This window comes from Micromonospora echinofusca, from assembly GCF_017614955.1.
Classification (GTDB): domain Bacteria; phylum Actinomycetota; class Actinomycetes; order Mycobacteriales; family Micromonosporaceae; genus Micromonospora; species Micromonospora echinofusca_A.
The window spans coordinates 1-23,102 of record NZ_WVUH01000081.1 but is presented as its reverse complement, the minus strand read 5'-3'; the positions used below and the strand labels follow the sequence as shown (position 1 = coordinate 23,102).

General features: G+C 72.1%; 22 protein-coding genes and 1 tRNA gene. 15 read left to right on the top strand and 8 right to left on the bottom strand.

Going from position 1 to position 23,102, the window contains the following annotated elements; translation table 11 throughout:
• Nucleotides 1-92: 92 nt before the first annotated feature.
• From GSF22_RS12120 to GSF22_RS12110, 3 genes are all read left to right on the top strand, one after another.
• Nucleotides 93-164, top strand: a tRNA-Arg gene (locus GSF22_RS12120).
• A gap of 161 nt (nt 165-325) precedes the next feature.
• Nucleotides 326-1,918 (top strand): DUF262 domain-containing protein, encoded by a 1,593-nt coding sequence (locus GSF22_RS12115; protein WP_208813634.1) that lies wholly within the window; start codon nt 326-328, stop codon nt 1,916-1,918.
• A complete protein-coding gene (locus tag GSF22_RS12110; protein WP_208813633.1) occupies nt 1,919-3,112 on the top strand; it encodes a type II toxin-antitoxin system HipA family toxin in 1,194 nt (397 codons plus the stop codon).
• A 27-nt stretch (nt 3,113-3,139) separates the two neighbouring features.
• Here GSF22_RS12110 and GSF22_RS35690 read toward each other — a convergent pair whose 3' ends face one another.
• From GSF22_RS35690 to GSF22_RS12075, 7 genes are all read right to left on the bottom strand, one after another.
• Nucleotides 3,140-4,150, bottom strand: coding sequence for an NUDIX domain-containing protein (locus GSF22_RS35690; protein ID WP_208813632.1), 1,011 nt, complete (start codon nt 4,148-4,150; stop codon nt 3,140-3,142).
• Complete coding sequence (locus tag GSF22_RS12100) at nt 4,147-5,310, bottom strand: hypothetical protein (RefSeq protein ID WP_208813631.1); 1,164 nt, start codon at nt 5,308-5,310, stop codon at nt 4,147-4,149. The genes GSF22_RS35690 and GSF22_RS12100 overlap by 4 nt, the downstream gene beginning before the upstream one ends.
• Nucleotides 5,307-5,843, bottom strand: coding sequence for a dCTP deaminase (gene dcd / locus GSF22_RS12095; protein WP_208813630.1), 537 nt, complete (start codon nt 5,841-5,843; stop codon nt 5,307-5,309). The genes GSF22_RS12100 and dcd overlap by 4 nt, the downstream gene beginning before the upstream one ends.
• A complete protein-coding gene (locus GSF22_RS12090; RefSeq protein ID WP_208813629.1) occupies nt 5,840-6,376 on the bottom strand; it encodes a dCTP deaminase in 537 nt (178 codons plus the stop codon). Before GSF22_RS12090 ends, dcd begins: the two co-directional genes overlap by 4 nt.
• Nucleotides 6,373-7,311, bottom strand: coding sequence for a hypothetical protein (locus GSF22_RS12085; protein WP_208813628.1), 939 nt, complete (start codon nt 7,309-7,311; stop codon nt 6,373-6,375). The genes GSF22_RS12090 and GSF22_RS12085 overlap by 4 nt, the downstream gene beginning before the upstream one ends.
• Before the next feature lie 100 nt (nt 7,312-7,411).
• Nucleotides 7,412-8,512 (bottom strand): cytidine deaminase, encoded by a 1,101-nt coding sequence (locus GSF22_RS12080; RefSeq protein ID WP_208813627.1) that lies wholly within the window; start codon nt 8,510-8,512, stop codon nt 7,412-7,414.
• A gap of 16 nt (nt 8,513-8,528) precedes the next feature.
• Entirely contained in the window at nt 8,529-9,404 is an 876-nt protein-coding gene (locus GSF22_RS12075) for a class I SAM-dependent methyltransferase (protein ID WP_208813626.1), read from the bottom strand.
• 509 nt (nt 9,405-9,913) lie between these two features.
• Here GSF22_RS12075 and GSF22_RS12070 point away from each other — a divergent pair.
• The 12 genes from GSF22_RS12070 to GSF22_RS12015 all read left to right on the top strand — a co-directional run bounded on the left by GSF22_RS12070 (nt 9,914) and on the right by GSF22_RS12015 (nt 21,908).
• On the top strand, nt 9,914-10,804 hold the full coding sequence (locus tag GSF22_RS12070) for an ABC transporter ATP-binding protein (protein WP_208813625.1): 891 nt from the start codon (nt 9,914-9,916) through the stop codon (nt 10,802-10,804).
• A complete protein-coding gene (locus tag GSF22_RS12065) occupies nt 10,794-11,585 on the top strand; it encodes an ABC transporter permease (RefSeq protein ID WP_208813624.1) in 792 nt (263 codons plus the stop codon). The genes GSF22_RS12070 and GSF22_RS12065 overlap by 11 nt, the downstream gene beginning before the upstream one ends.
• A complete protein-coding gene (locus GSF22_RS12060; protein WP_208813623.1) occupies nt 11,576-12,592 on the top strand; it encodes a hypothetical protein in 1,017 nt (338 codons plus the stop codon). The genes GSF22_RS12065 and GSF22_RS12060 overlap by 10 nt, the downstream gene beginning before the upstream one ends.
• Nucleotides 12,589-13,095, top strand: a complete 507-nt coding sequence (locus GSF22_RS12055) for a hypothetical protein (RefSeq protein ID WP_208813622.1) — start codon at nt 12,589-12,591, stop codon at nt 13,093-13,095. Before GSF22_RS12060 ends, GSF22_RS12055 begins: the two co-directional genes overlap by 4 nt.
• Nucleotides 13,096-13,114: 19 nt before the next feature.
• A complete protein-coding gene (locus GSF22_RS12050; protein WP_208813621.1) occupies nt 13,115-13,573 on the top strand; it encodes a type II toxin-antitoxin system RatA family toxin in 459 nt (152 codons plus the stop codon).
• A complete protein-coding gene (locus tag GSF22_RS12045; protein WP_208813620.1) occupies nt 13,570-14,874 on the top strand; it encodes an aspartate aminotransferase family protein in 1,305 nt (434 codons plus the stop codon). Before GSF22_RS12050 ends, GSF22_RS12045 begins: the two co-directional genes overlap by 4 nt.
• On the top strand, nt 14,871-16,148 hold the full coding sequence (locus GSF22_RS12040; RefSeq protein ID WP_208813619.1) for an acyl-CoA dehydrogenase family protein: 1,278 nt from the start codon (nt 14,871-14,873) through the stop codon (nt 16,146-16,148). Before GSF22_RS12045 ends, GSF22_RS12040 begins: the two co-directional genes overlap by 4 nt.
• Nucleotides 16,135-16,386 carry an acyl carrier protein gene (locus GSF22_RS12035; RefSeq protein WP_208813618.1) on the top strand — a complete coding sequence of 84 codons (252 nt, stop codon included), beginning with the start codon at nt 16,135-16,137 and terminating at the stop codon, nt 16,384-16,386. The genes GSF22_RS12040 and GSF22_RS12035 overlap by 14 nt, the downstream gene beginning before the upstream one ends.
• Nucleotides 16,383-17,633: a beta-ketoacyl-[acyl-carrier-protein] synthase family protein gene (locus GSF22_RS12030; protein WP_208813617.1), complete on the top strand. Its 1,251-nt coding sequence runs from the start codon at nt 16,383-16,385 to the stop codon at nt 17,631-17,633. Before GSF22_RS12035 ends, GSF22_RS12030 begins: the two co-directional genes overlap by 4 nt.
• 85 nt (nt 17,634-17,718) lie before the next feature.
• Nucleotides 17,719-18,741 (top strand): SDR family oxidoreductase, encoded by a 1,023-nt coding sequence (locus GSF22_RS12025; RefSeq protein ID WP_208813616.1) that lies wholly within the window; start codon nt 17,719-17,721, stop codon nt 18,739-18,741.
• 340 nt (nt 18,742-19,081) lie between these two features.
• Nucleotides 19,082-19,630, top strand: coding sequence for a TetR/AcrR family transcriptional regulator (locus tag GSF22_RS12020; protein ID WP_208813615.1), 549 nt, complete (start codon nt 19,082-19,084; stop codon nt 19,628-19,630).
• 109 nt (nt 19,631-19,739) lie between these two features.
• Nucleotides 19,740-21,908, top strand: a complete 2,169-nt coding sequence (locus GSF22_RS12015) for an MMPL family transporter (RefSeq protein ID WP_208813614.1) — start codon at nt 19,740-19,742, stop codon at nt 21,906-21,908.
• Between the two features lie 202 nt (nt 21,909-22,110).
• Here the strand turns inward: GSF22_RS12015 and GSF22_RS12010 are convergent, their stop codons facing one another.
• Nucleotides 22,111-22,854, bottom strand: coding sequence for a CBS domain-containing protein (locus GSF22_RS12010; RefSeq protein ID WP_244367204.1), 744 nt, complete (start codon nt 22,852-22,854; stop codon nt 22,111-22,113).
• Nucleotides 22,855-23,102: the final 248 nt, after the last annotated feature.

Here is a 23,102-nt window from a genome sequence, read left to right as displayed (position 1 = left end):
GGGTGGAAACGGGACGGACGGGGCAGCGGCGACACGGGCGATACCGATTCGGTGATCTCCGGGGGACCCTGCTACAGTTTCCGAGTCGCTGAGCCCCCGTAGCTCAGGGGATAGAGCACCGCCCTCCGGAGGCGGGGGCGCAGGTTCGAATCCTGCCGGGGGCACGTCGAAGCCGAAACGGCCGCACCGATCACTGATCGGTGCGGCCGTTTCGCGTTTCCCATCGGAAGCGGTCTGGGCGCACACCGCAACCGCAGGCGGGTGGCAGCAGGAAAGCACCCCGATCTGTCGCTAGTCTCGGGACATCCCGGGCCGAGGAGGAGAGATGCCGAGTCTGGAGCGACCCCGCGTCGAGTACCGGACGCCGGAGGACCTCGTCCGGGAAGTGAAGCGGGGCGCCATCCGCATCCCACAGTTCCAGCGCAACTTCAAATGGGAAGCCCCTGACATCGTCCGGCTCTTCGACAGCATTCGTCAGGGTTACCCCGTCGGCAACCTGCTTCTCTGGCAGCGGCCCGCGCCCCCGCAGCACGTGCAGATCGGCCCACTGGCCGTCACCGCACCGGCCATGGCGACGGCTCTCTGGGTAGTCGACGGCCAACAGCGGATCACGTCACTCGTGGGCGCCCTCACCTCGGCCCACGACGCCGCTGATCCCCGGTTCCGCGTTCACCTCGACCTCGACACCGGCCAGTTCCATACCGCCGGCCTTCGCCAACAGCCGCCGGTCTCATGGATACCGGTCAGCCTTCTCCTGGACACCGCGACCCTGCTGAAGTGGATGCGCGAGAACGCCGACTGGCTCACCGAAACGCAGCTCGACCTCGCCGACCAGGCCGCGAAGGCACTGCGCGAGTACCAGATCCCGACCTATGTCGTCACCGCCGATGACGAGGCACCGCTGCTCGACATCTTCACCCGGATGAACACCACCGGCAAACGCCTGACCAAGTCCGAGGTGTTTCAGGCACTACACACCGGGGCGACAGAGCACTCGTACGCGAGCCTGACCGACCTCGGCCACATCCCCGCCGAAACCGGGTTCGGCACACTGGACGACCGGATGACCCTCCGCGCTGTCCTTGCCCATCTCGGCGGCGACGTCTACCGGGAGGACTTCCGAGGCGAGTTCACCACCGAAGAGAGCCGGATCGAGACCTTCCGGGACGTCGCGGCGGCACTTCAGGAGGTGGTCCGGTTCCTTCAGATCTCGGCCGGGATTCCGCACGTCAAACTGCTCCCCTACTCACATGTCATCCCCGTCCTGGTTCGCTTCGTCAAGCTGCACGGGGCACCGGAGGGCCGCAGTGCAACTCTGCTCCGACGGTGGGTGTGGCGAGGTGCTGTGGCCGGTACCCGGGCCCGGGGCATCAGCGTCGCCGACGTACGGGGCCAGATTGGGGCAGTCGACGCCGCCGATCCGGTCACCGCTGCGCAACAGGTACTCAATCAGGTCCAGTCCTTTCCCGACTTCACCCCCGAACCAGACAAGATCCACTTCAGTCACGCGATGGCCAAGCTCAACGTCCTCGGTCTGCTTTCGGTCGCTCCCCGGGATCTCGACAGCGGGGCTCCCGTCGACATCCGGCAACTCCTCGAACAGGGCAGCCCGTTGCACACGATCCTGTCCGGGAAACAGGACGGGCCGACCGACACGATCGCCAACCGGGTCGTCGTCCCCGCCGCGCCCAGCCGGCAGATCCGGCAACAACTGGCGACGGTGTCCGCCGACATCGCGGCCAGCCATCTGATCGACGCCGAGGCCCAACGGCTGCTCGCCGCCGGGGCGACGGACGCTTTCCTCGAACGCCGTACGGCAGCGGTGGCCGTCGCGATCCGGCGGCAGGTCAGCCAGATGGCCGAGTGGGGTGCCCGCGACGGGCAGGCACTGAGCGACGTCCTGCGATCGGTGGCCTGAGTGCAGACCGTCGAAGCCGAGGTTCGGTTGCACGGCAGCCGCGTGGGCTTCCTCCGGTACGACCGTGGTGGATCCGAGTTCCACTACGAAGACGACCTTTCCGCTCCGGGGCACCGGGTCCTGGGGCAGACGTTCGAGGACGATCCCGGGTCGGCACGTCGGAGCAAGATCGGCCTCCCGTCCTGGTTCGCCAATCTGCTGCCCGAGGGGGCACTGCGACAACAGATCGTCCACGAACTGGGCGGTGGCCGGATCGGGGACTTCACGCTGCTGAGCCGGCTGGGTGGTTATCTCCCCGGGGCGGTCGCCGTGCACACGACCAGCGAGCCGGACGACGACCATGGGCCGGAGCACATCCCGGTACCCGACCATCCGTTGCGCCACTCGCTCGCCGGCGTACAACTCAAGTACTCGGTGGCCAGCGAACGACTGTCGACGGCGGTGACCGGTGACGACGGCTGGTGGATCGTCAAGCTACCCGACCGGACGCTGCAGAAGCTGGTGACCAACGAGTACCTGACCATGCGCTGGTTGGCGGAGGCGGGCTTCGATGTCCCACCGGTCAAGTTGCTGCCGGCACACGCGGTCGATGGCATACCCGACGGTCTGGTGGATCCGTCCGAGCCGCTCTATCTGATCGAGCGGTTCGACCGGAGTGCCGCCGGACCGATTCATGTCGAGGACTTCGCCCAGGTCGCCGATGTCCCACCACGGTTCAAGTACAGCGACTCCGGCGTCACCTACGACTCGCTCGGACGCGCCGTCCGACAGCTGACCGGCGAGGCCGGCTACACCGACTACATCCGACGCCTGGTCGCCATGCTGGTCACCGGGAACACGGACGCCCATCTGAAGAACTGGGCCCTGCGATACCAGGACGGGCGGACCCCCGCTCTCGCCCCGGTCTACGACTTCCACTGCCTGACCGTGTACCGCCCGTACCGCTACTCGTCGCTGGCACTGAGCCTGAACAACGAGATGTACGCCGGCTCCATCGACTTGGAGGACTTCCGCCGCCTCGCCGACACCTGTGGTGCCGACGCCGCAGCAACGGTCGACACCGTGGTACGTACGGTGGACGACCTCCGCACGGCGTGGCACAGCCTGCGTGATGAGACGGCGAGCCGCTTCGACGCGCTGGCCGTGCAGTACACCGAACGGCTGGCAAACCTGTCGATCTGCACCGCCGCCTGACCAGCGCCCCCAAGCCAGTCCTGTCGGTCAGGTCGGATCGGTCGGTCGGAGCAGTCGGACGCCGGTCAGGATGCCGGACCCGTCGGGCGGGATCTCGGTGACCGGCGCCGTACCGGGTGCCTCGGCGATGCCCCGGTCCCGGGCCGCCGCCACGGCCGCCCTGGTCTGCCCGTCCGCCCCCGGACCCCAGCCGCAGAGTTCGGCGACGAGCCGGGGCGGAACCAGCAACCGGCGGTGCACCGTACCGGTCGCCGGGTCGGGTGCGGACCGGCCGATCCGGGTCACCACCGCCGCCAGCCGTACCCGGCCCACGGTAGGTCCACCGGGTGGAGCGTCGACCAGATAGCCGAGGTGGACCGGTGGGGTCATCTCGATCTGGGTCTCCTCGCGTACCTCCCGGACCGCCGCCGCGACGGGATCGCCGTGGTCGACGGTCTCCAGGGTGCCGCCGGGAAGTCCGGCCGTGCCGTGCACGTCGACGTAGACGACCACCCGGCCGTCCGGCACGAAGAGCCACACCCAGGCGTGCCGGACCGGCAGGTCGGCGGGGACCGGGCCGGTGTGCCACCGCCATGCTGCGCCACCGTGCAGCCGGGGGGCGATCCGGTAGCGGCGCATCATCGCCAGCACCGGCGGAGGCCGGCCGTCCTCCAGGTACACGGTGCTCTCCCCGGCCCGCGCGGCCAGCGCGGCGGCGATCCGGCGCACCTCGACCGGGTCGGTCTCCGTCGGCAGCTCCGCCAGGTCGACGAATCCGGCGGTACCACCGGCGGTGATCCGGCGGACCGCCGATGCCCCGGCCTCGCCCGCTTCGAAGACGTGGTACGCCGAACCGGCGGCCCAGTCGAGGACCAGCGGGCCACCGACCCGGGGGACGAGGCCGGCCGCCCCGAGGGCCACCGCCCGCCCGGCGGCCGCCCGGGGCGTCTCGCCGGGGCGGAGTGCGACAGCCGGCAGGCCCGGGCCGGCGGACCGGCCCGGGGTCAGCAGGATCCGACCGTCGGGGTCGGTCACCAGGGCGGCGACGGTGCTGGTCACACCGGTCGGGCGCCGAGCTCGGCGAGCAGCAGGTCGGTCGACTCGGCCAGTCGGCGCATGTCCTGGGTGAGCCGGTAACAGGGGACCTCGTCGAGGAGCCGGTCGACCAGCCGCTGCCGGCGGGCCGCGTCGGTGTCCGGGTACCAGTCGGCGAGGAACGGGTCGTACCTGGTGCCCTGCCGTTCGATGTGCCCGGCCAGGGCCGCTGCGGCGGTGGCCCGGTCCAGCCGGGTCAGGACCGGGCCGTCGACGGTGTCGTCGAAGCCGGGGAGGACCAGGGCGTCGACGGGCGCCTCGGGGCGCAGCGCCACCCCGGTGACCTCGGCGATCTCGCTGGCGCGTACCCAGAGCGAGCCGGGCAGGGTGGCGCCGGTGGTGGTCCGGACGGCCTCCACCGTCCGGTGCCGGCCGACGAAGCCGTTCGTCGGGTGGCTCGCCCCGGTCAGCAGTCCGGCCAGGTCCGGGTACGCCCCGGCGAGCGCGAGCAGCGAGTCGGTACGGATGTTGACGGTGCGTGGTGCGCCGTACCCGACCAGCCTGCCGTCGACCGCCTCCGCCACCGTGACGTCGTCGTTGGAGACGAAGTCGGCGTGCCCGCGCAGCAGGGCGCTGAGGATGCTCGACGTCTTGCCGGAGCGCTTGCCGCCGACGAAGGCGACCCCCCGGCCGCCGAGGGTCACCAGTCCACCGTGCAGCAGCAGGTCCCCGGTCGCGTACGCCTGCCAGCGCAGCAGGTGCCGGACCGAGCGGAGCACCTGCTGTGTCCGCCACCCACCGGTCCCGCCGACCACGGCGATCACCCGGTCGTCGTCGTGCACCCGCAGCACCCGGTCCGGCTCGTACGCCGAGGAGAGCACCTCCTCCCGCCAACCGGGACCGGTCGGCGGCGCGTCCCGGACCAGTACGGCCGGCAGGTCCGCAACCGACGGCGACCCGACGGCGACCGGCGCCACGGTGAGCGGCGGCGAGCCGACGGCGGTGACCGACTGCGGGCCGGGGGCGGTGACCGGCAGGCCGGCGTCGGCCGGTGCCGGTGCCGCCGGATGCAGGTCGACGAAGGGCCGGACCAGTCCGGCCAGCTCGGCCAGGACGTCGGGCGGGGCGCTCACCCGGACCGCCCCGGACCGGGTCACGGCGACTACCTCGGTCGGTCCGCTCATCGCGTCAGGGTCTCCCAGTGCCGGTCCCGGTGGATCATCGACTTCCGGGGGCCGGTGGACCCCTGGTACTTGCCGTCGTAGAGGGTGATCTCGCCCTGCGGCTTCCAGAAGGTCATCTGGGCGATCCGCATGCCCGGGTAGACCCGCAGCGCCAGCGTGGCGAAGAGCTGGAAGGTGACGGTGCCGATCGAGCCGATGTCGATCAGGTCGGCGGTGACGTGGACGAAGAGGCCGGCCCGGGCGGTACTCGACTTGGCGTGCACCATCGGCACGTACCGGGTACTGCCGACGATCTCCCGCGACGAGCCGAGACAGAAGCTCATCGGCTCCAGCAGCAGGCCCTCCGCCGGGATCTTCTCCTCGATCACCTCGGGCTCGACCCGGGGATCGATCACCGGGTCGCGGTACCGCAGGATGGTGTCGTCGAGGGTCAGGTCGACACTGTTCGGATTGATGTGCGCGGCGTCGAACGGGGTGACGACGATGTCGTTCGCCTCGACCCGGCGCCGGATCTCGTGGCCGGTGAGAATCACAGCAGCTCTCTGATCTCTTCGTGATCCGGAACGGTCGCGTGCAGCTTGGACGGCATCGGCCGGTCGTGCCGGCCGTACCAGCCGTGGTAGGCCAGGACGTCACCGGTGGCGGCCCAGAACGACACCTGGCCGATGATCTGTCCCGGGTAGACGTAGATGTCCAGCGCGGGCAGCAGTTCCAACGTCCAGCGGTGCACCGCGCCGCAGTGCCCGAGGTCGGCGGAGAGCTGGACGAACAGCCCCAGCCGGCCGACCGAGCTGCGGCCGATCAGCGAGGTGACGTAGCGGGTGCTGCCCAGGCGTTCCATGGTGTGGCCGAGGTAGAAGTTCCCCTTGCGCAGCAGGTAGCGGCCGTCGGCCGGTTCCATCCGTTCGTGCTGCGGCCCGGTCCTCGGGTCGCTGCGCACGTGGTGGATCTCCGGCCCCAGCCGGTAGTTGTAGCTGTTCGGGTTGACCCGGGCCGGGTCGAAGGGGTCGATGACGATGTCGCCCCGGGCGACCGCGTCGCTGATCGCGGGGCCGGTGAGGATCATCGGGCGGCCAGCGGGGCGATGTGGGTCTCCACCAGGGCCCGGAAGTCCTCGTCGAGGGTGACCGGGGAGCCCCAGTTGCGCCACTCGTGCTGCCGCTCCGGTTCGCGTACCGCGTAGAACGACAGGATGCCGAGCAGGGCCCAGAGTTCGAAGTGCGGTACCAGCTCGGCGTCGTCCGGGCAGACCGCCTCCGCCGCGGCGGCCAGGAACGGGGCGTGCTGCTCCCGGTTGCGCAGGTGCGCGCTGATCGCGCCGACCGCGTGCGCGGGGGTGGACCGGCCGGCGATCGGCACGTTGAGCACCACGATCCGGCGGTCCGGGGTGACCACGAAGTTCTTCAGGTTGGCGTCGATGGCGACGGTCGTGTACGGCGCCGGGTGGCGGGCCGTGGCGGCGGCGAAGCCGCCGGAGAGCCAGGCGTCAACGGCGGCACCGACCCGGGTGCCGGCGTAGAACGGGCGGGCCCGGCCCCAGTACCGCCGGGCGTAGTGCTCGACGAACTCCCGGTGTCCGTCGATCACCGGTGCCTCGCGTTTGTAGAGGCCGAACCCCTCGTGCATCCTCGGCAGTTCCCGGCAGGCGAGGGCGAAGCGGCACAGGTGCGACACCAGTTCGTCGGTCGACGGCGCCCCGTCGGAGTCGACCAGCGCGGTGGCCAGGTTGCGGCCCTCGACGTACTCGGCGAAGACCGCGTCGAAGGGGTCACCCCGACCGGTCTCGAAGACCCGCAGGATGCGCTGGACCGGCAGCTCGTCGGCGAGGCGCGCGTTCGCCTCGGCGAGCCAGGTCAACGGGATGTCGCTGTCGGTGACGTGCTTGGCCACCACCACCCCGTCCGTCGACTCCACCCGGTAGACGAGGTTGTTGGAGCCGCTGATCTCGCTGATCCCCGCGCCGGGGAACTCCGCTTCGAGAAAGGCCCGGAACGTACTCACTGCAATCACCAGTCCCCCCGGTGCCGTCGGCACCACCAGGATCGATCGGACTCGACGTGTGCCGGGGCGTCCGGTGGTCGTAACGGACGCCCCGGCCCGGTCACCGTCGGTCGGCGGTGGCGCCGCCCAGTGCGGCCCACTTGGTACCGACGTACTTGTGCGGCAGCAGCCCGGCCAGGGCGACGAGTTCCGGCCCGGCCCCGGCGTCGACCACCACCCGGATGTCCGGGCCGTAGTCGAGCAGCAGCTCGCGGCAGAGCCCGCAGGGCGGTACCAGCTTGATGTCCCGCCGGGCCTCGGACGGCTTCGGGTGCCGCACCGCGAGGGCGATCCGCAGGTCCGTCGCGCCCGCCGCGCACGCCCGGCCCAGGGCGACCGCCTCCGCGCAGATCGACGCCCGACCCACCATCGCCTCCAGGTGCACGCCGGTGAAGACCCGCCCGTCGCCGGCCACGATCACCGCGCCGATCTGGTGGCGGTTCTCCGCGTACCGGGCGGAGATCGTCGCCCGCGCCAGGTCGACCAGCGCGGCGAGATCGGCCGGCGCGGCGGAGCCGGCCAGTGGAACCGGACCGACCGGCGCGGCGGAGCCGACCAGCGGAACGGGACCGGCCGGCGACGCCGGCCCGGCGACCAGCTCCCTGGCCAGCGTGACGATCCGTTCCCGCAGCTCGTCGAGGGTGCCGGCGTTGTCCACCTCGAAGTCCGCGACGACCTGTTCGCCGCCGGCCTCGGTGGGGTGGTCGTCCCGGCCGGCGATCCGGTCGCCCCGGCCGGACTTGCGTTCCCGGCGCAGCGCGTCCGGCGCGACGATCCGCACCACCCGGAAACCCTGTCCGGCCAGGCCGGGCAGGTCCACCGGGCGGGCGTCGTCGCAGAGGACGGTGTCCGCCCCGCCGAGCACCGCGTTGCCCCACCGCCGGGCGAAGTCGGTGAGCAGGAAACCGGGGGCGGCCTGCCGGAAGTGCGAGCCGAGGAAGTTGAGCAGCGCACCGTCCTGCTGGCCGGGGGCGAGGGCGGTGCCCACCCGCTCGTAGAAGGCGGCCTGCACGTCGTAGAGCGGTGCGGCGGTCTTCACCACCGCGACGTCCCGGCCCATCCCGGCCAGGACCTCCCGGAGCAGGCCGGCGCTGGTCGACTTGCCCGCACCGGGCAGCCCGAACAGGGCTACGCGGAGTGCACCCCGCTGGTCGGCGGTCATCCGGATCTCCCGTTTCTCAGCGGCAGACGAACACGGAGTTGCGCTTGCTCAGCTCGAAGTAGCCGACCTCGGCGATACGTGCCTTCACCTTGGCCTCGACCTCGGCGTACAGCTGATCGAACATGGACTCCGGGTACTCGTCACCGGCCATCGCCCGCGCGCCGCAGAACTTGTGCCCGGTGGCGTAGAAGAACATGTACGGCTCGGGCGTCTCGAACCGCAGGGCATCCGGGTAAGGGTTCTCCGTCACGCTGCCGAAGTGCCGGGACAGGATCTCGGCCGAGTTGTCGAGCACCATCTTGCCGCGCCGGGTACGGGGCAGCCGGGCGATGAAGTCCGGCGCGAAGCCGACCTTCTCCATCGCCTCGAAGTGCATTTCGTACATCTCCGGCATGGAATGGCGGGCCTCGATGGTCACGATGGCGAAACCGTCGTCACTGGTCACCCGGGCGATCTCGCCACAGACCAGGTCCGGGTCCTCGATGTAGTGGAAGATGAAGTTCGCCATCACCCGGTCGAATGTTCCGTCGGGGAAACGCGAAAGGTCTTCGGCTCGCCCCTCGACGAACTCCAGGGGCGCCCACGACACCGTGACATTGCGCTTGGCCAGCTCCAGCATCGCCGGCGAGATGTCCATGGCGACGGTCCGGCCGCCGTGCCGCAGCCGGCTCACCACGTCCCGCAGGATGAAGCCGTTGCCGCACCCCAGGTCCAGCACGGTCTCCCGACCGGTCAGGTCCAGGCAGCGGAGCATGTGGTCGACCAGCGTCTCCCGGTTCTGCCGGTACAGGTTGTGGGTCATCTGCTGCGTCGCCAGGGCGGTGTTGTTGCCGAAGTGGACCCGGATGTAGTCGAGCCCGAAGTGGAACGGCTGCGCAGATGACGCTGCCACCGTTTCGCCGGTCATTGCTTCCTCACTCCATGTGTAGATGGCCTGCGTGCGGTCCGCTTTTCCGCACACGCCGCCGCCGGACCAGACAGCCGACCTGGCAAATAGGAATACGACACATTGGTCCAGGGAAACGTGCGAGTGTTGGCCGACATTACTCCGCCGGGCGCGCAAATCAAGAGGTTCGCGCAGCTCGGCCGTGGCCCGTAGCAAAGCGATCGAGACGCTAGCACAACGTTGCTGTCCCGGGAACCCCTGCATTCAGGCTGTGCAATGCAACGCGTCCGGAAGAACGAATGAAGGCATTGACGGTACGTGCTAGAGTCCCGTCTGCCTCATGCCGGACAGGCATCGGCAAGCATTCATACCGGGCAGTAATAGAACCCTGAGCGCGCATTTTGACGGAGCGTGCCCGATCGATAACCGGAGGGGCTCGATATGTCGGCCACGGCGGTCCGCCGTGCCGATTCGTCGCCGGGCCCGTCCGCCTGTCTCGCCGGTGGGTGATGAGGATGGCGGTGCTGGACGTACGCGACCTGTCGGTGGCGTACGGCGACCACGTGGCGTTACGCGACGTCTCGTTGCGGATCGAACCGGGTCAGATACTCGGGCTGCTCGGGCCGAACGGCGCGGGCAAGACCACCCTGATGAACGCGGTGGTCGGCGCGGTACGCCCCCGGGCCGGTGCGATCAGCGTCTGCGGTGTCGACGTCGCCGCCCACCCCCGACGGGCCCGGGCGTACGTCGGCTACGCCGAACAGGAGATCGCGGTCTTCCCCACGCTGACCGCCCGGGAGAACGTCCGGGACTGGGCGGCCATCTGCGGGGTGCCCCGGCGGCAACAGGACGAGGCGGTGGCCGCCACCCTCTCGGCCCTCCTGCTCGACCGGATCGCCGACCGGCAGGTCCGCACCCTCTCCGGCGGGCAGCGCCGCCGGGTGCACTGTGCCATGGCCACCGTGGCCCGGCCACCGTTGCTGCTGCTCGACGAACCCACCGTCGGGGTGGACCCGGGTACCCGCCGGGCCGTACTGGAACACGTCCGGGAACTGGCCGACGCGGGCACCGCCATCTGCTACTCCACCCACTACCTGCCCGAGGTGGAGGCCCTGCAGGCCGAGGTGGTGCTGCTCGCCGACGGGACCGTGGCCACCCGGGGCGGCGTCGCCGACCTGCTCGACCGGTACGGCAGCACCGTCATCGACCTGCGGATCGCCGAGCAGGACAGCGACCCGCGCACCATCTCGGTCAAGGTGGCCGGCCCGCACGCCCTGCCCGCCGTCGTCCAGGGACTCGGCACCGACCTGCACCGGCTGGTCGGGCTGGACATCCGCCGGTCCAGTCTGGACGAGGTCTTCGACCGGGTGGTCGCCGCCGGGGAGGTACCCGCAGATGCGCCGTGACCTGGCCGTCGCCGGGGTACTGGTCGGCCACGAATGGCGGCTCCAACGCCGTGACCTGGTCCCCCAGCTCATCCTCACCGTGATGCCGCTGGTGCTGATGGCCTTCCTGCTGCCCACGTACCGCAGCGCCATGGCGGTGGCCGGCAGCGCACCCGGCCCCGGCCCGCTCTCCGGCGCCGAGCAGGCCGTGCCCGGCCTGTCGGTGATGTTCTCGATGTTCCTCGTCTCGCACGTCGGCATGGTCTTCTTCCGCGACCACGGCTGGAACACCTGGAACCGGCACCGGGCCACCGCCGTACCGGTCGCCCTGCTCGTGCTGAGCAAGGCGGTGGTACCGCTCGGCCTGCTCGTCGCCCAGTTCACCGTGCTGCTCACCGCCGGCCGGGTGCTGTTCGGCCTGGAGGTACGCGGCTCCCTCGGCGCGCTCGCCCTGGTGGTGCTGGCCTTCGCGCTCTGCCTGGTGGCGCTCGGCGTCCTCGGCTTCGCCGCCTGCCGGACCGTGGTGCAGATGACCTCGGCGGCCAACGTGCTGGCCCTGGTGATGGCCGGGCTGGGCGGGGCGCTGGTCCCCCGCGACCTGCTGCCGGGCTGGGCCGCGCCACTCGCCCCGGCCACCCCCTCCTACTGGGCGGTACGCGGGCTCCAGGAGGTCATCTCGGGCGGCGCCGGACTGACCGGCGTGGCGCGGGAGATCGGCGTCCTGGCGGCCTTCGCCGGTGGCTTCGCCCTGCTGGCCCTGCTGCTGCTCAAACCGGAACAGAGGAAGGTCTCATGGTCCTGAACGATCCGGTGGACATCGACCGGGCCCTCGACGTGGTCGGGTTGACCCTCGCCGACGTGCTCGAACTCGGCGGCAGCGTACTGACCGCCGGCCCCGCGTACCTGGTCGGCTCGCTGGCCGGCGGGCTGGGCAACCGGGGCAGCGACGTGGACATCCACCTGCTGGTACCGGGGATCGACAAACCCAGCCCGGCGTTCCTGTTCTTCGCCGGGCACACCCCCATCGACATCGAGCACTACCCGGAGCGCCTGCCGGCGACCATGGTCGCCGGGGCCCGGGCGTACCCGGTGGGGAAGCTCCCGCTCGGTGCGGTGAGCCTGGCCCCCGCCCCGGGGCGGCGTACCCGCCGGACCGCCGCACGCTGGCTCAACGCGCTGCCCCTGCACCCGGACCAACCGCCGGTCTTCGCCCCGGCGGACGCGCCGGCCGTCCTCGCCGTACTGGTCCGCGCCGCGCTGGACCAGGTGCTCCAGGTCTGGGCGGCGGCCCGGCTCGCCACCCGGGTCGACGCCGGACACGCCGGCTACCTGTGGGCCCGGACCGGCCGGGAGGTGCTGGAACTGCGCTGCCGGGCCCGGGGGGACGTGCTGACCAGCGAGAAGTGGCTGCCGGACCGGGCCGCCCGGCTCGGCTTCGACCCGGCGTTCGCCCGCGCGCACTACACGGTCGACTCCGAGGACGCCCTGACCGGACTGCTGGCCGACACCGGCCTGGCCGGCTGGGACCCGTGGCGGCTGACCCGGCTGCGCACCGAACCGGACCGGCAGCGGGTGCGGCTCGGCCGCACCGAGTACGCGTTGACCCGGCACGGCCGGCTGGTCGCCGACCCGGTGACCGGGGCCGGGACCACCACCGAGATCGCCGACCGGTACCCGGCGGACCGGCTGCTGGCCGCGCTCCGGGACGGGGAACTGACCCTGGACGTCGCCTCCGACGCCCTCGCCCGGGAACTGGACGAGACCGGTTCCCCTGTCGGGGCACTGCACACCGAGGGGGCGAGGTCATGACACCGCAGACCCGGGTCGGCGGTACCGACCTCACCTGGCTGCTCACCCACGGCGCCGGCATGGCCTGGCAGTACGCCATGGCGGTGCAGACCGCGCTGACCGACATCGACGCGGCCCTGGCCGCCGGCAACCACCCGGCGGCCGTCGAGTCGTGCGCGGTGGCACTGCGCGCGATCGCGTACTGCGAGCAGGTCGGTGCCGGTTATCCGGGGCGACCGACCCACGTGGCGCACCACGTCCACCTGGCCGGGGACGACTCGCCGGCCGCCCGGGCGCTGCGGCAGCTCCCCCCGCCGCCCGGGGCGACCCGGGAAGAGGCGGAAGCGGCCCGGGACGTGGTCCGTGAGCAGGACGAACGGTTGCGGGCACTGCTGCCGGTGACCATCCCGGTGCTGCGCACCGCCGCCGGCTTCTTCCCGACCGTGGGCATCGCCGGGGCGCTGGAGAAGCTGCGTACCGAGCACGGACTGGGCCCGATGGACTGGGACCAGTGGGGCATCTGAGCACGACGACGGAGGACACATGCCGACTGTGACGACGAGCCACACCAGCAACGCCGACCCGGCCGAGGTGTGGGCCGCGCTGCTCGACAGCGAGTCGTACGCCAGCTACATGGCCGAGGTACGCGAGATCAAAATCGTCGACTGGGTGGGCGACCGGCGGGTGAGCCGGTGGTCGGTCCTGCTCAAAGGGTCCGAACTGGAGTGGGAGGAGGAGGAGTTCATCGACCACGACCGGCGCCGCATCGAGTTCCGGCAGATCGACGGCGACCTCGCCTACTTCACCGGCCACTGGCAGGTCGGCGCCGACGAGCGGGGCACCACCGCCGAACTGCACGTCGAGTTCGACATCGGCATCCCGATGATGGCCGAGATGCTGAACCCGGTCGCCGCCCGGGCGCTGGAGGACAACTCCCGGGCCATCCTGGAACACCTCGGCGACCGGGCCCGCGCCGCCGGGACCGCCCAGGCGCGGTCATGACCGGCGCGCCCGACCTGGCCCGGGAGACCTTCCGCCGGTTGCGCAGCCACATGTCGCCCGCCCTGGCGCTCTCCGGACGGTTCGCCGGTCGGGGTGCGGTCGAGGTGGCCGGGGACGGCTGCGAGGTGGTCCTCTCCGACGGTCGCCGGGCCCTGGACTTCGGCTCGTACGCGGTGACCCTGCTCGGCCACCGGCACCCGGACGTGGTGGCGGCGGTCGCCGCGCAGCTCGGCACCATGCCGGTCTCCACCCGGTCGCTGGCCAACCCGGTGGCCGCCGCAGCCGCCGAGGAAGTGGTCGGCTACCTGGGCGGGGTCCTTCCCCGGGTCTACTTCGGCACCAACGGCGCCGACGCGGTGGAGGTGGCGGTGAAGCTGGCCCGGCTGGCCACCGGACGCCGTACCGTGCTCGCGGTACGCGGTGCCTTCCACGGCAAGACCATGGGGGCACTCGCCCTCACCTGGCACCCCCGGTTCCGCGTCGGCGTGGAGGAACTGCTCGGCGGGACGGTGCACGTCGACCCGGAGGACCCGGACGCGGTACGCGCCGCCGCGATCGGCGGGGACCTGGCCGCCGTCGTCTTCGAACCGGTGCAGGGCGAGAACGGGGTCGTCCCGCTGGACCCGGAGGTGCTGGCCCGCTGGACGGCCGACGCGCACGCCGCGGGCGCGATGGTGATCTCCGACGAGATCCAGGTGGGTCTGCGCCGGGGTGGCGAACGGTCGATCGCCCTGGCCGCCGGGCTGCCGGTGGACGCGGTCCTGCTCGGCAAGCCACTCGGCGGCGGCGTGGTCCCGGTCTCGGCGGCGGTCTGCGCCGAACGGCTCTACCGGCCACTGATCGAGGACTCCTTCCGGCACAGTGCCACCTTCGGCGGCCAGCCCCTCGCGATGGCCGCCGTCCCGGTCGCGCTGCGCGCCATCGAGGAGTACGCCGACCACGGCGCCGACCTGTCCGCCCGGCTCGCCGCCGGCCTCGCCGACCTGCACCGGCGACACCCCGACGTGATCGCCGGGGTACGGGGTCGGGGGCTGATCTGGGGGGTCGACCTCGCCAGCCCCGAACACGCCGGTGAGGTGACCTTCGGACTGATCGAGCGTGGCCTGCTGGTGTCGCACTGCCTGAGCCGGCCGGAGACGCTCCGGCTGCTGCCGCCGATCGTCGCGGGTACCGCCGAGGTGCAGCGCGCCCTGGACGCGCTGGACGGCGCCGTCGGGTACGCCCGTACCGCGGTCGACGCCGCCCGGTCCGCGCCCGCCGCACCGGGTTCCGTCGCCGCACCGGCCGGGGCGTCGACGTGACCGACGACCTGCTCGACGGTTGCTGGCCGGACGTCCGCGCCGACCTGCCGGCCGCCGCGCTGACCGAGATCGCCGGACTGGCCGGGGCCGCCGACCGGGACGGCAAACCGTCCACCCGGGCGCTGGCCCTGCTGCGCGAACTCAACTGGCCGGGCCTGCCGGTACCGGAGAAGTTCCTCGGGGGCGGCGCGGACCTGCTGCGCTGCTGCGCCCTGCAACGCGAACTGGGTACCGCCGACCCGGCACTGGCCGTGGCGGTGAACATGCACCTGTTCTCGGTCGGCCTGATGGTCGAGCACTGGCGGCGCCGGACCGACACGTCGTGGCTGCTGATGGAGGCGATCGCCACCCAGAACCGGCTGCTCGCCTCGGCCTTCGCCGAACCGAACCTGGGCGGTTCCACCAGCCGGTCGACGCTGCGCGCCGACCGGGTCGACAAGGGCTGGCGGGTCTCCGGCCGGAAACGGCCGTGCTCGCTGGCTGCCGAGGCCGACCTGGTCTGCCTCCAGGTGCAGACCGCCACCGAACCGTCCGAGGTGCTGGTCGCACTCCTGCCCACCACCGCGCCCGGGCTGACCGTCGTCGAGGACTGGGACGCCCTGGGGATGCGCGGCTCGGCCTCGCACACCCTGGTGCTGACCGACTGCTTCATCCCGAAGGAGCTGGTGTTCTACCAGGCACCGGCGGGTTCCGAGGACGACGACGTGTTCGCCGCCGGGGTGATCTGGTTCGCGCTCACCGCCACCGCCTGCTACCTGGGGCTGGCCCGCGCCGCCCTGCGCGAGGCCGGTGGACTGCTGCACCGGCTGCGGATCGCCCACCTCGGGCAGAGCCGGGCCGAGCTGCCCAGCTACCAGGCCGCCCTGGGTGACCCGGTGGCGGAGCTGCTGACCCTGGAGGCGGCCTGCGCCGACGTGGCCCGCCGGATGGACGCCGGAGCCGCCCCGGAACGCCTGGTGGCCGCCGCGCTGGCGGTGAAACAGCAGGCGGTCCGGGTGGTGCCGGCGCTGGTCGGCACGCTGGCCGAGGCGTGCGGCGGCACGTCGTACGCCCGCAGCCTGCCGCTGGAACGGCTCTGGCGGGACGCCCAGGCGATCCGGTTCCACCCACCGACCCCGGCCGCCACCCGCCAGTACCTGGCCCGCCGGGCGCTCGGCATCCCCGCCGGGCTGGACCTGGACGAGAGCGCCCCGGGCCTGGCGGCCCGGACCGGTGGTACCCGGCCCGCCGGGGCCGGCACGACGAGAGAGGTGGACACGGATGGAGCGGGCTGAGCTGGCCGAGGTGGTCCGCAGCCGGATCGCCCAGGTGGTCGGCGTACCGGTCGACGAGATCGGCGAGGGCACCGACCTGCGGGACGAGTACGAGATGGACAGCCTGGAGCTGATGGAGATCGGTACCCGGCTGGAGAACACCCTCGGTACCCGGATCAGCGCCGACGACCTGCTGGAGATGCGCAACGTCGGGCACTGCATCGACCTGCTGCACCGGCGGGTCCAGGAGCGGGTGTGAACGCGGGAGCGGGTGTGAACCGGCGGGTGCGGGTCGCCGTCACCGGCCTCGGCGTCAAGACCCCCGCCGGTACCCACGTCAAGCAGTTCGCCGACACCCTGGCCGAGGGGCGGTCCACCGCCGCCACGGTCGCGGAGTTCGTCGACCTGGGCCTGCCGGTGACCTTCGCCTGCCGGGTACCCGAGTTCGACCCCACCGACTACGTGTCCCTGCGCGAGCTGCGGCAACTCGACCGGGCCGCGTTCCTGGCCGTCGCGGCGGCCGCCGACGCGGTCACCGACGCCCGGCTGGAGCGCCCCGCGGTACCGGAGCGGGTCGGGGTCACCGTGGGCATCGGGGCCGGCGGCCTCACCCCGGCCGAGCTGCTGGTCCAGGAGTACGGCGACCGTCCGGCGACGGTACCCGCGTACACCGTGCCCCGGATCATGGCCAACGCGGCGGCGGCCCGGATCAGCCTGCGGATCGGCGCCCGGGGCTCGGCGCTGAGCTACGTGATGGCCTGCGCCAGCGGGGCCACCGCGATCGGCGAGGCGATGCTGAAGATCCGTTCCGGGGAGCTGGACGTGGTGGTGGCCGGCGGCACCGAGGCGTGCGTGTCGCCGGTGGCGGTCTCGTCGTTCGCCCGGATGGGGGCGATGTCCCGGCGCAACGACGACCCGGCGGCGGCCTGCCGACCGTTCGACACCGGACGGGACGGTTTCGTGATGGGCGAGGGCGCGGCCTTCCTGGTGCTGGAACGCTGGGAGCACGCCGAGGCGCGGGGCGCGCGGGTCATCGCCGAGCTGCGCGGCTACGGGAGCAACTCGGACGCCCACCACATCGTCGCCCCGCGCTCCGACGGCGCGGTCGCGGCGGCGTGCATGCGCCTCGCGCTGGCCGACGCGGAACTCGCCCCGGCGGAGATCGGGCACGTCAACGCGCACGGTACGGGCACCCTGTACAACGACCTGGCCGAGGCGCGGGCCATCGTGGCCTGCTTCGGGGCGGACGGCCCGCCGGTGACCGCACCGAAGGGGGTGCTCGGACACTCGCTGGGCGCGGCGGGCGCGGTGGAGGCGGTCGCCACGCTGCTGTCGGCGGTCTCCGGGACGGTACCGCCGGTCGCCAACTTCACCACCGGGGACGGGGACACCGCGCTGATCGACGTGGTCGCCGGCCGGGCCCGGCAGGTCGCACCGCAACCGGCGCTGACCAACTCCTTCGGGTTCGGTGGGCACAACGTGTCACTGGTCTTCGCACCGTGCTGAGCCACCATCTCGCCGCCGTGCCGAGCCACAGTTCCGTCGCCGTGCCGAGCCACCATCTCACTGGGCCGAGTCGCAGGGAGGGGACGTGCGCGTCCTGATCACGGGGTCCACGGGGGTCGTGGGCCAGGATGTCGTCCGCGCCCTGGCGGCGCTGGGCGGGGACCTGGAGCTGACCTCGGTGACCCGCCGGCCGCAACGCCCCGGGGAGGTGGCCTGGGCCCTGGGCGCCGGTCCGCCCCCGCCGGAGGTGGCGGGACCGTGGGACGTGGTGGTGCACACCGCCGCGTCGACCCGCTGGAGCATGTCCCGGGACGAGGCGCTGGCCGCCAACGTCGCGCCGCTTCAGGCGGTACTGGGCCTGGTCGACGAGCGGACCCACCTGGTGCACCTGTCCACCGCGTACGCCGACGGCGCCGACCCGGACGAGTTGGTCGTCCCGTCGGCCTTCGGCCGCTACCGCAACGGGTACGAGTGGTCGAAGGCGGAGTGCGAGAAACTGGTCCGGGCCCGGCACCCCGGCCCGCTGACCGTGGTCCGGCCACCGCTGATCGTCGGCGCCCGCTCCGACGGGGCCATCGGCCGGTTCACCGGCCCGTACACCCTGGTGCAGACGCTGGTCTCCGGCCTGGCGGCGGCGGTGGTCGGCGCACCGGACGGCTACGCCGAACTGGCCCCGGTGGACCAGGTCGCCGAGGTGGTGGTGGCCGCGGTGACCGGTACCCCGCCGGCCACGCCCCGGACCGAGGTGATCGCCGGGGGCGAGAAGTCGCTGCGCCTGGCCGAACTGCTGGACCTCGTCTGCGGCACGCTCAACGAGTGGCGGGCCGAGCGGGGCATCTCCCCGATCCAGGTGCCGCCGTTCATCCCGACCCGGCGCTGGCACCGGTTCTTCCTGCCACTGGCCGAGGAGCACCTCTCCGAGGTGCAGTTGCAGGTGGTCCAGTTGCTCGGCATGTTCGAGAGCTACACCAGCCTGGCCCGGCCGTTCACGCCCACCCAGCAGGTGACGGACCCGGCCGGGATGCTGGTCCGCTCGATCCGCTGGTGGGCCGATCACAAGCCCCGGCTCGCCTCCCGCATCCCGGAACCCTGGAGCATCGTGGCGTAGGGCATCGGGTTCCCGTCGGGGCACCGGGCTCCTGTCGATACACGGGGCTGCTGTCGAGCTGCTGGCACAGATGGAGCAGACCGGGGGCGGCGACGATCCGCCCGTACCCGGAGACCCGGAAGGCGCTGGCCGTGCGGCGCACCGCCCCGCCCCTGCCGATCACGGAGTTGTGGTGCCCCACAGAAGCTGCATATCGCCTCAAACACCCCACCACAACTCCATGATCCAACCGCGGGGGTGAGGGGCGACGAATCGGCGGGGCGGTCGACCGGGTGTGACCCCGGGCACGATCTGACCGATCGGTCAGCACCTGACCGATCGGTCAGGCATGCTGGACGACATGGCCCGCCCGATCCCCGAGACACACGCCGAGATCCTGGCCGCCGCAGCCCGCCGGTTCTCGGTCACCGGCTTCAAGGGCACCTCGCTCCAGGACATCGCCCGTGAAGTGGGCTGCTCCAAGGCGGCCGTGCTCTACCACTTCGCCAACAAGGAGGCGATCCTCACCGAGCTGATGGCTCCGGCGATCAGCGCGCTGGAGGCTCTCGACGCCCGGCTCGCCCCGCTGACCGGTGACGCCGCGCGCAGCGCCGCCATCACCGACTTCGTCGAGTTGGCCGTCCGGTTCCGGCGGGAGATCAGCCTGCTCCACTCCGAGCTGCCCGAACTGCTCCAGCAGCCGGCCTTCGAACCCATCCAGCGCCGTACCGAACGGCTGCTCGACGCCCTGGCCGGCCGGTCGGAGCAGCCCGCCGACCGGATCGCTCCGCTGATGGTCTGCGCCGGAGTGGCGGCTGCCTGCGCCGAATTCGGCGAACTACCCGACGACGAGCTGGGTCCGGCGCTGGTCACGGTGGCCACCCGAGCCCTCGGGCACCCCACCCCCTGACCGAGCACGACCGTCCACGTCCCTGACCAGTACGACCGGCCACGTCCCTGACCGAACGTCACCGTCCACGTCCCGTACGCCCTGCACCCGATTCACGAGAAGGATCCCCATGGCGACCCTGCTGTACCGGCTCGGCCGGGCATCATTCCGTCGGCGAGGACTCGTCGTCGCCGTCTGGCTCGTCGTACTCGTCGGGCTCGGCCTGTCGGCCCTGGCCTTCAAGGGCCCGACGGCGAGCAACTTCACCATGCCCGGTACCGAGTCCCAGCGCGCCCTGGACACCCTGGCCGAGAAGTTCCCGCAGGCCAGCGGCGCGACCGGCACCATCACGGTGGCCGCCCCGCCGGGCGGTACCCTCGCCGCCGGCGCCCCCCGGGAGGCGCTCAACGGTCTGGTCCAGGAGGCCAACGCCCTGCCCGGCGTGGTCGCCGCCGTCGACCCGTTCCAGGTCGGCTCGGTTTCCCCGGACGGCCGGTACGCCCTGATCCAGGTCCAGTTCGCCGAACGCGGTGACGGGGTGTCGAAGGACCAGCGGACCGCGTACGAGGAGTCCGGCGCGGCGGCCGAGGCGGCCGGCCTGCGGGTCGAACACGGTGGCGAGATCATGTCCACCGAGCCGGAGGTCGGCTCCACCGAGGCGATCGGTGTCGCGGTCGCCGCCCTGGTCCTGGTGGTCACCTTCGGCTCGCTGGTGGCCGCCGGCATGACCATGCTGAACGCCCTGATCGGCGTCGCCGTCGGCATGGCCGGTCTCTTCGCGCTCAGCGGCACCATCGAGTTGACCAGTACCGCTCCGGTTCTCGCGCTGATGCTCGGCCTCGCCGTCGGGATCGACTACTCGCTCTTCATCACCTCCCGGCACCGGCAGAACCTGCTCGACGGGCTGGACACCGAGGAGGCGGTCGCCCGTGCGGTCGGTACCGCCGGCTCCGCCGTGGTCTTCGCCGGCGCCACCGTGGTCATCGCCCTCGCCGGGCTGGCCGTGGTCAACATCCCGTTCCTGACCGTGATGGGTCTGGCGGCGGCCGGTACCGTCACCGTCGCCGTGCTCGTGGCGATCACGCTCCAGCCGGCGCTGCTCGGTTTCGCCGGCCGCCGGGTGCTGCCCCGCAAGCTCCGGAACACCACCGGCCCGGTCGAGGACAAGCCCGGTTTCGGGTTCCGCTGGGCCACCCTGGTCACCCGGCTACGCATCCCGGTGATCCTGGCCGGGCTGGTGGGGCTCGGCCTGCTCGCGCTGCCCGCTCCGGACATGCGGCTCGCCCTGCCGGACGCCAGCGCCGCCGCCGAGGGTTCGCCGGCCCGGGAGGCCGCCGACCTGACCAGCGAGGGCTTCGGTCCCGGCTTCAACGGGCGACTGGTGATCCTGGTCGACGGCGAGTCCGCGCAGGCCACCGGTGCCGCCGTACCGCAGGTCACCGCCGCCGCGCAGAAGACCGAGGGGGTACTGGCGGTCGCCCCGCCGAACATCAGCCCGGACGGCCGGACCGCCGTCATCGCGGTGATCCCGAAGACCGGGCCGACCGACGCCGCCACCGAGGACGTCGTACACGACATCCGGGCCAAGGTCGCCGACATTCCCGGCGCCGACGTCTCGCTGACCGGTATCACCGCGATCGGCATCGACGTGTCGGAGAAGCTCTCCGAGGCACTCCCGGTGTACCTGCTGCTCGTGGTCGGCCTGTCGGTACTGCTGCTGATGCTGGTCTTCCGGTCGGTGCTGGTACCGGTCAAGGCCGCGCTGGGCTTCCTGCTGACCGTGGCGGCAACCTTCGGTATCACCGTCGCCGTGTTCCAGCAGGGTCACCTGGCGGACCTGGTCGGGCTGGACACCCCCGGCCCGCTGGTCAGCTTCCTGCCGATCCTGCTCATCGGCATCCTCTTCGGGCTGGCCATGGACTACGAGGTGTTCCTGGTCTCCCGGATGCGGGAGGACTTCGTCCACGGTGACACCGCTGCCCAGGCCACCATCAACGGTATGGGCCACGGCGCCCGGGTGGTCACCGCCGCCGCGCTCATCATGATCTCGGTCTTCGGTGGCTTCGTCTTCCTCGACGACCCGGTCATCAAGTCGATGGGCTTCGCGCTGGCGGTCGGCGTCGCCATCGACGCGTTCGTGGTCCGGATGACCATCGTGCCGGCCGTGATGTCGTTGCTCGGCAAATCCGCCTGGTGGCTGCCCCGCTGGCTGGACCGGGCCCTGCCGAACGTGGACATCGAGGGCGAGAAGCTGCGCGCCGCGCTCGACGAGTCCGTCGGGGCGGGCGCCCGCCACTGACCGACGACGACGGCGTCCGCCACCGGCCCGACGGCGCCCGTCGCTGACTGGGCCGGTGGCGGCTGCCACTGATGGATGACGGGTCCGGTGGATGACGGGTCCACTGGATGACGGGTCCGGCAGCGGTGCCACCGCTGCCGGACCCTCTCCGTCCAGGGTCTCTCCGCTGCCGGACCGGTCCGCCCGTCCGAGGCCGCCGTACTCAGACGACGATGTCGGGGAAGGTGCGCGATCGTCCCCCACCGGTCTGGCCGGTTCCGAAGGTCCCGACGGTGTCATCGGTTCCGCCAGGTCCGACGGTGTCGTCGTACCGGTAGGTCAGTTCGTCGATCACGTCGACCACGCCCGGCGTGGACCGGACGAAGCCGACCGCCATCGCGGCCGTGCTCCGCCGGTCGACCCGGCCGGCCAGGCTCACCACCCCGTCGTCGACCCGGACGTGCAGGTCGGCGGGGTCGACCCGGAGCCCCGTCAGCACGTCCAGCACGGCCGCGAGGATCTCCTCGTCGCCGCGCGCGTAGAGGCGGACCAGATCGCGGCGGGACACGATGCCGAGCAGGTGCCGGCGTTCGTCCACCACCGGCAGCCGCTTCACCCCGGCCGCGTCGATCAGCCGGGCGGCGCCGGTCACCGAGGCGTCCGCGCTGATCGTCACCACCGGGTACGACATCAGGCCGGCGGCGTTCTCCCCGGCCGCCCTGCCCCGGCCCGCACCGAGCCGGCGTACCGCCAGTGGGTGGTACGGCTCGCGGTCGCTGTACTCCAGTTTGGCGAGCAGGTCCGCCTCGGAGACCAGCCCCAGCACCCGCCCCTCCGGGTCCACCACTGGTACCGCGCTTATCGAGTGCCGTACCAGCAGGTCGGCGATCTGGTGGTAGCCGGTCTCCGGGGCCACCGTGACCACGTCCCGGGTCATCACGTCCCTGACCCGCCACTGCTTGATCATCTCGGCCTCCTCGGTGACCGTCGCCGCGCTGCGGGGCCGCGCGGGCGGCCGTCGCCTTCGCCTCCAGCAGACCGCCGCAGGCCGGGTCCGGACCAGTCCCGGGGTACCCGCAACGACGGGACCTCCGGCCCCCTGTCACCGCGTGCGGGTTGTTAAGAAGGGGCCCTTCCTCTACCGAAAGCGTTAACGGGGGGCCCTTCCTTACACGCCGGCGGGGTAGGTTTCCATCTCGCCGGGGGCGGAGAGGG

Coding starts and splice junctions, on each gene's coding strand:
- GSF22_RS12115 (WP_208813634.1), top strand. CDS start 326: ATGCCGAGTCTGGAGCGACCCCGCGTCGAGTACCGGACGCCGGAGGAC.
- GSF22_RS12100 (WP_208813631.1), bottom strand. CDS start 5,310: ATGAGCGGACCGACCGAGGTAGTCGCCGTGACCCGGTCCGGGGCGGTC.
- GSF22_RS12090 (WP_208813629.1), bottom strand. CDS start 6,376: ATGATCCTCACCGGCCCCGCGATCAGCGACGCGGTCGCCCGGGGCGAC.
- GSF22_RS12080 (WP_208813627.1), bottom strand. CDS start 8,512: ATGACCGCCGACCAGCGGGGTGCACTCCGCGTAGCCCTGTTCGGGCTG.
- GSF22_RS12070 (WP_208813625.1), top strand. CDS start 9,914: ATGGCGGTGCTGGACGTACGCGACCTGTCGGTGGCGTACGGCGACCAC.
- GSF22_RS12065 (WP_208813624.1), top strand. CDS start 10,794: ATGCGCCGTGACCTGGCCGTCGCCGGGGTACTGGTCGGCCACGAATGG.
- GSF22_RS12060 (WP_208813623.1), top strand. CDS start 11,576: ATGGTCCTGAACGATCCGGTGGACATCGACCGGGCCCTCGACGTGGTC.
- GSF22_RS12055 (WP_208813622.1), top strand. CDS start 12,589: ATGACACCGCAGACCCGGGTCGGCGGTACCGACCTCACCTGGCTGCTC.
- GSF22_RS12050 (WP_208813621.1), top strand. CDS start 13,115: ATGCCGACTGTGACGACGAGCCACACCAGCAACGCCGACCCGGCCGAG.
- GSF22_RS12045 (WP_208813620.1), top strand. CDS start 13,570: ATGACCGGCGCGCCCGACCTGGCCCGGGAGACCTTCCGCCGGTTGCGC.
- GSF22_RS12035 (WP_208813618.1), top strand. CDS start 16,135: ATGGAGCGGGCTGAGCTGGCCGAGGTGGTCCGCAGCCGGATCGCCCAG.
- GSF22_RS12020 (WP_208813615.1), top strand. CDS start 19,082: ATGGCCCGCCCGATCCCCGAGACACACGCCGAGATCCTGGCCGCCGCA.
- GSF22_RS12015 (WP_208813614.1), top strand. CDS start 19,740: ATGGCGACCCTGCTGTACCGGCTCGGCCGGGCATCATTCCGTCGGCGA.
- GSF22_RS12010 (WP_244367204.1), bottom strand. CDS start 22,854: ATGATCAAGCAGTGGCGGGTCAGGGACGTGATGACCCGGGACGTGGTC.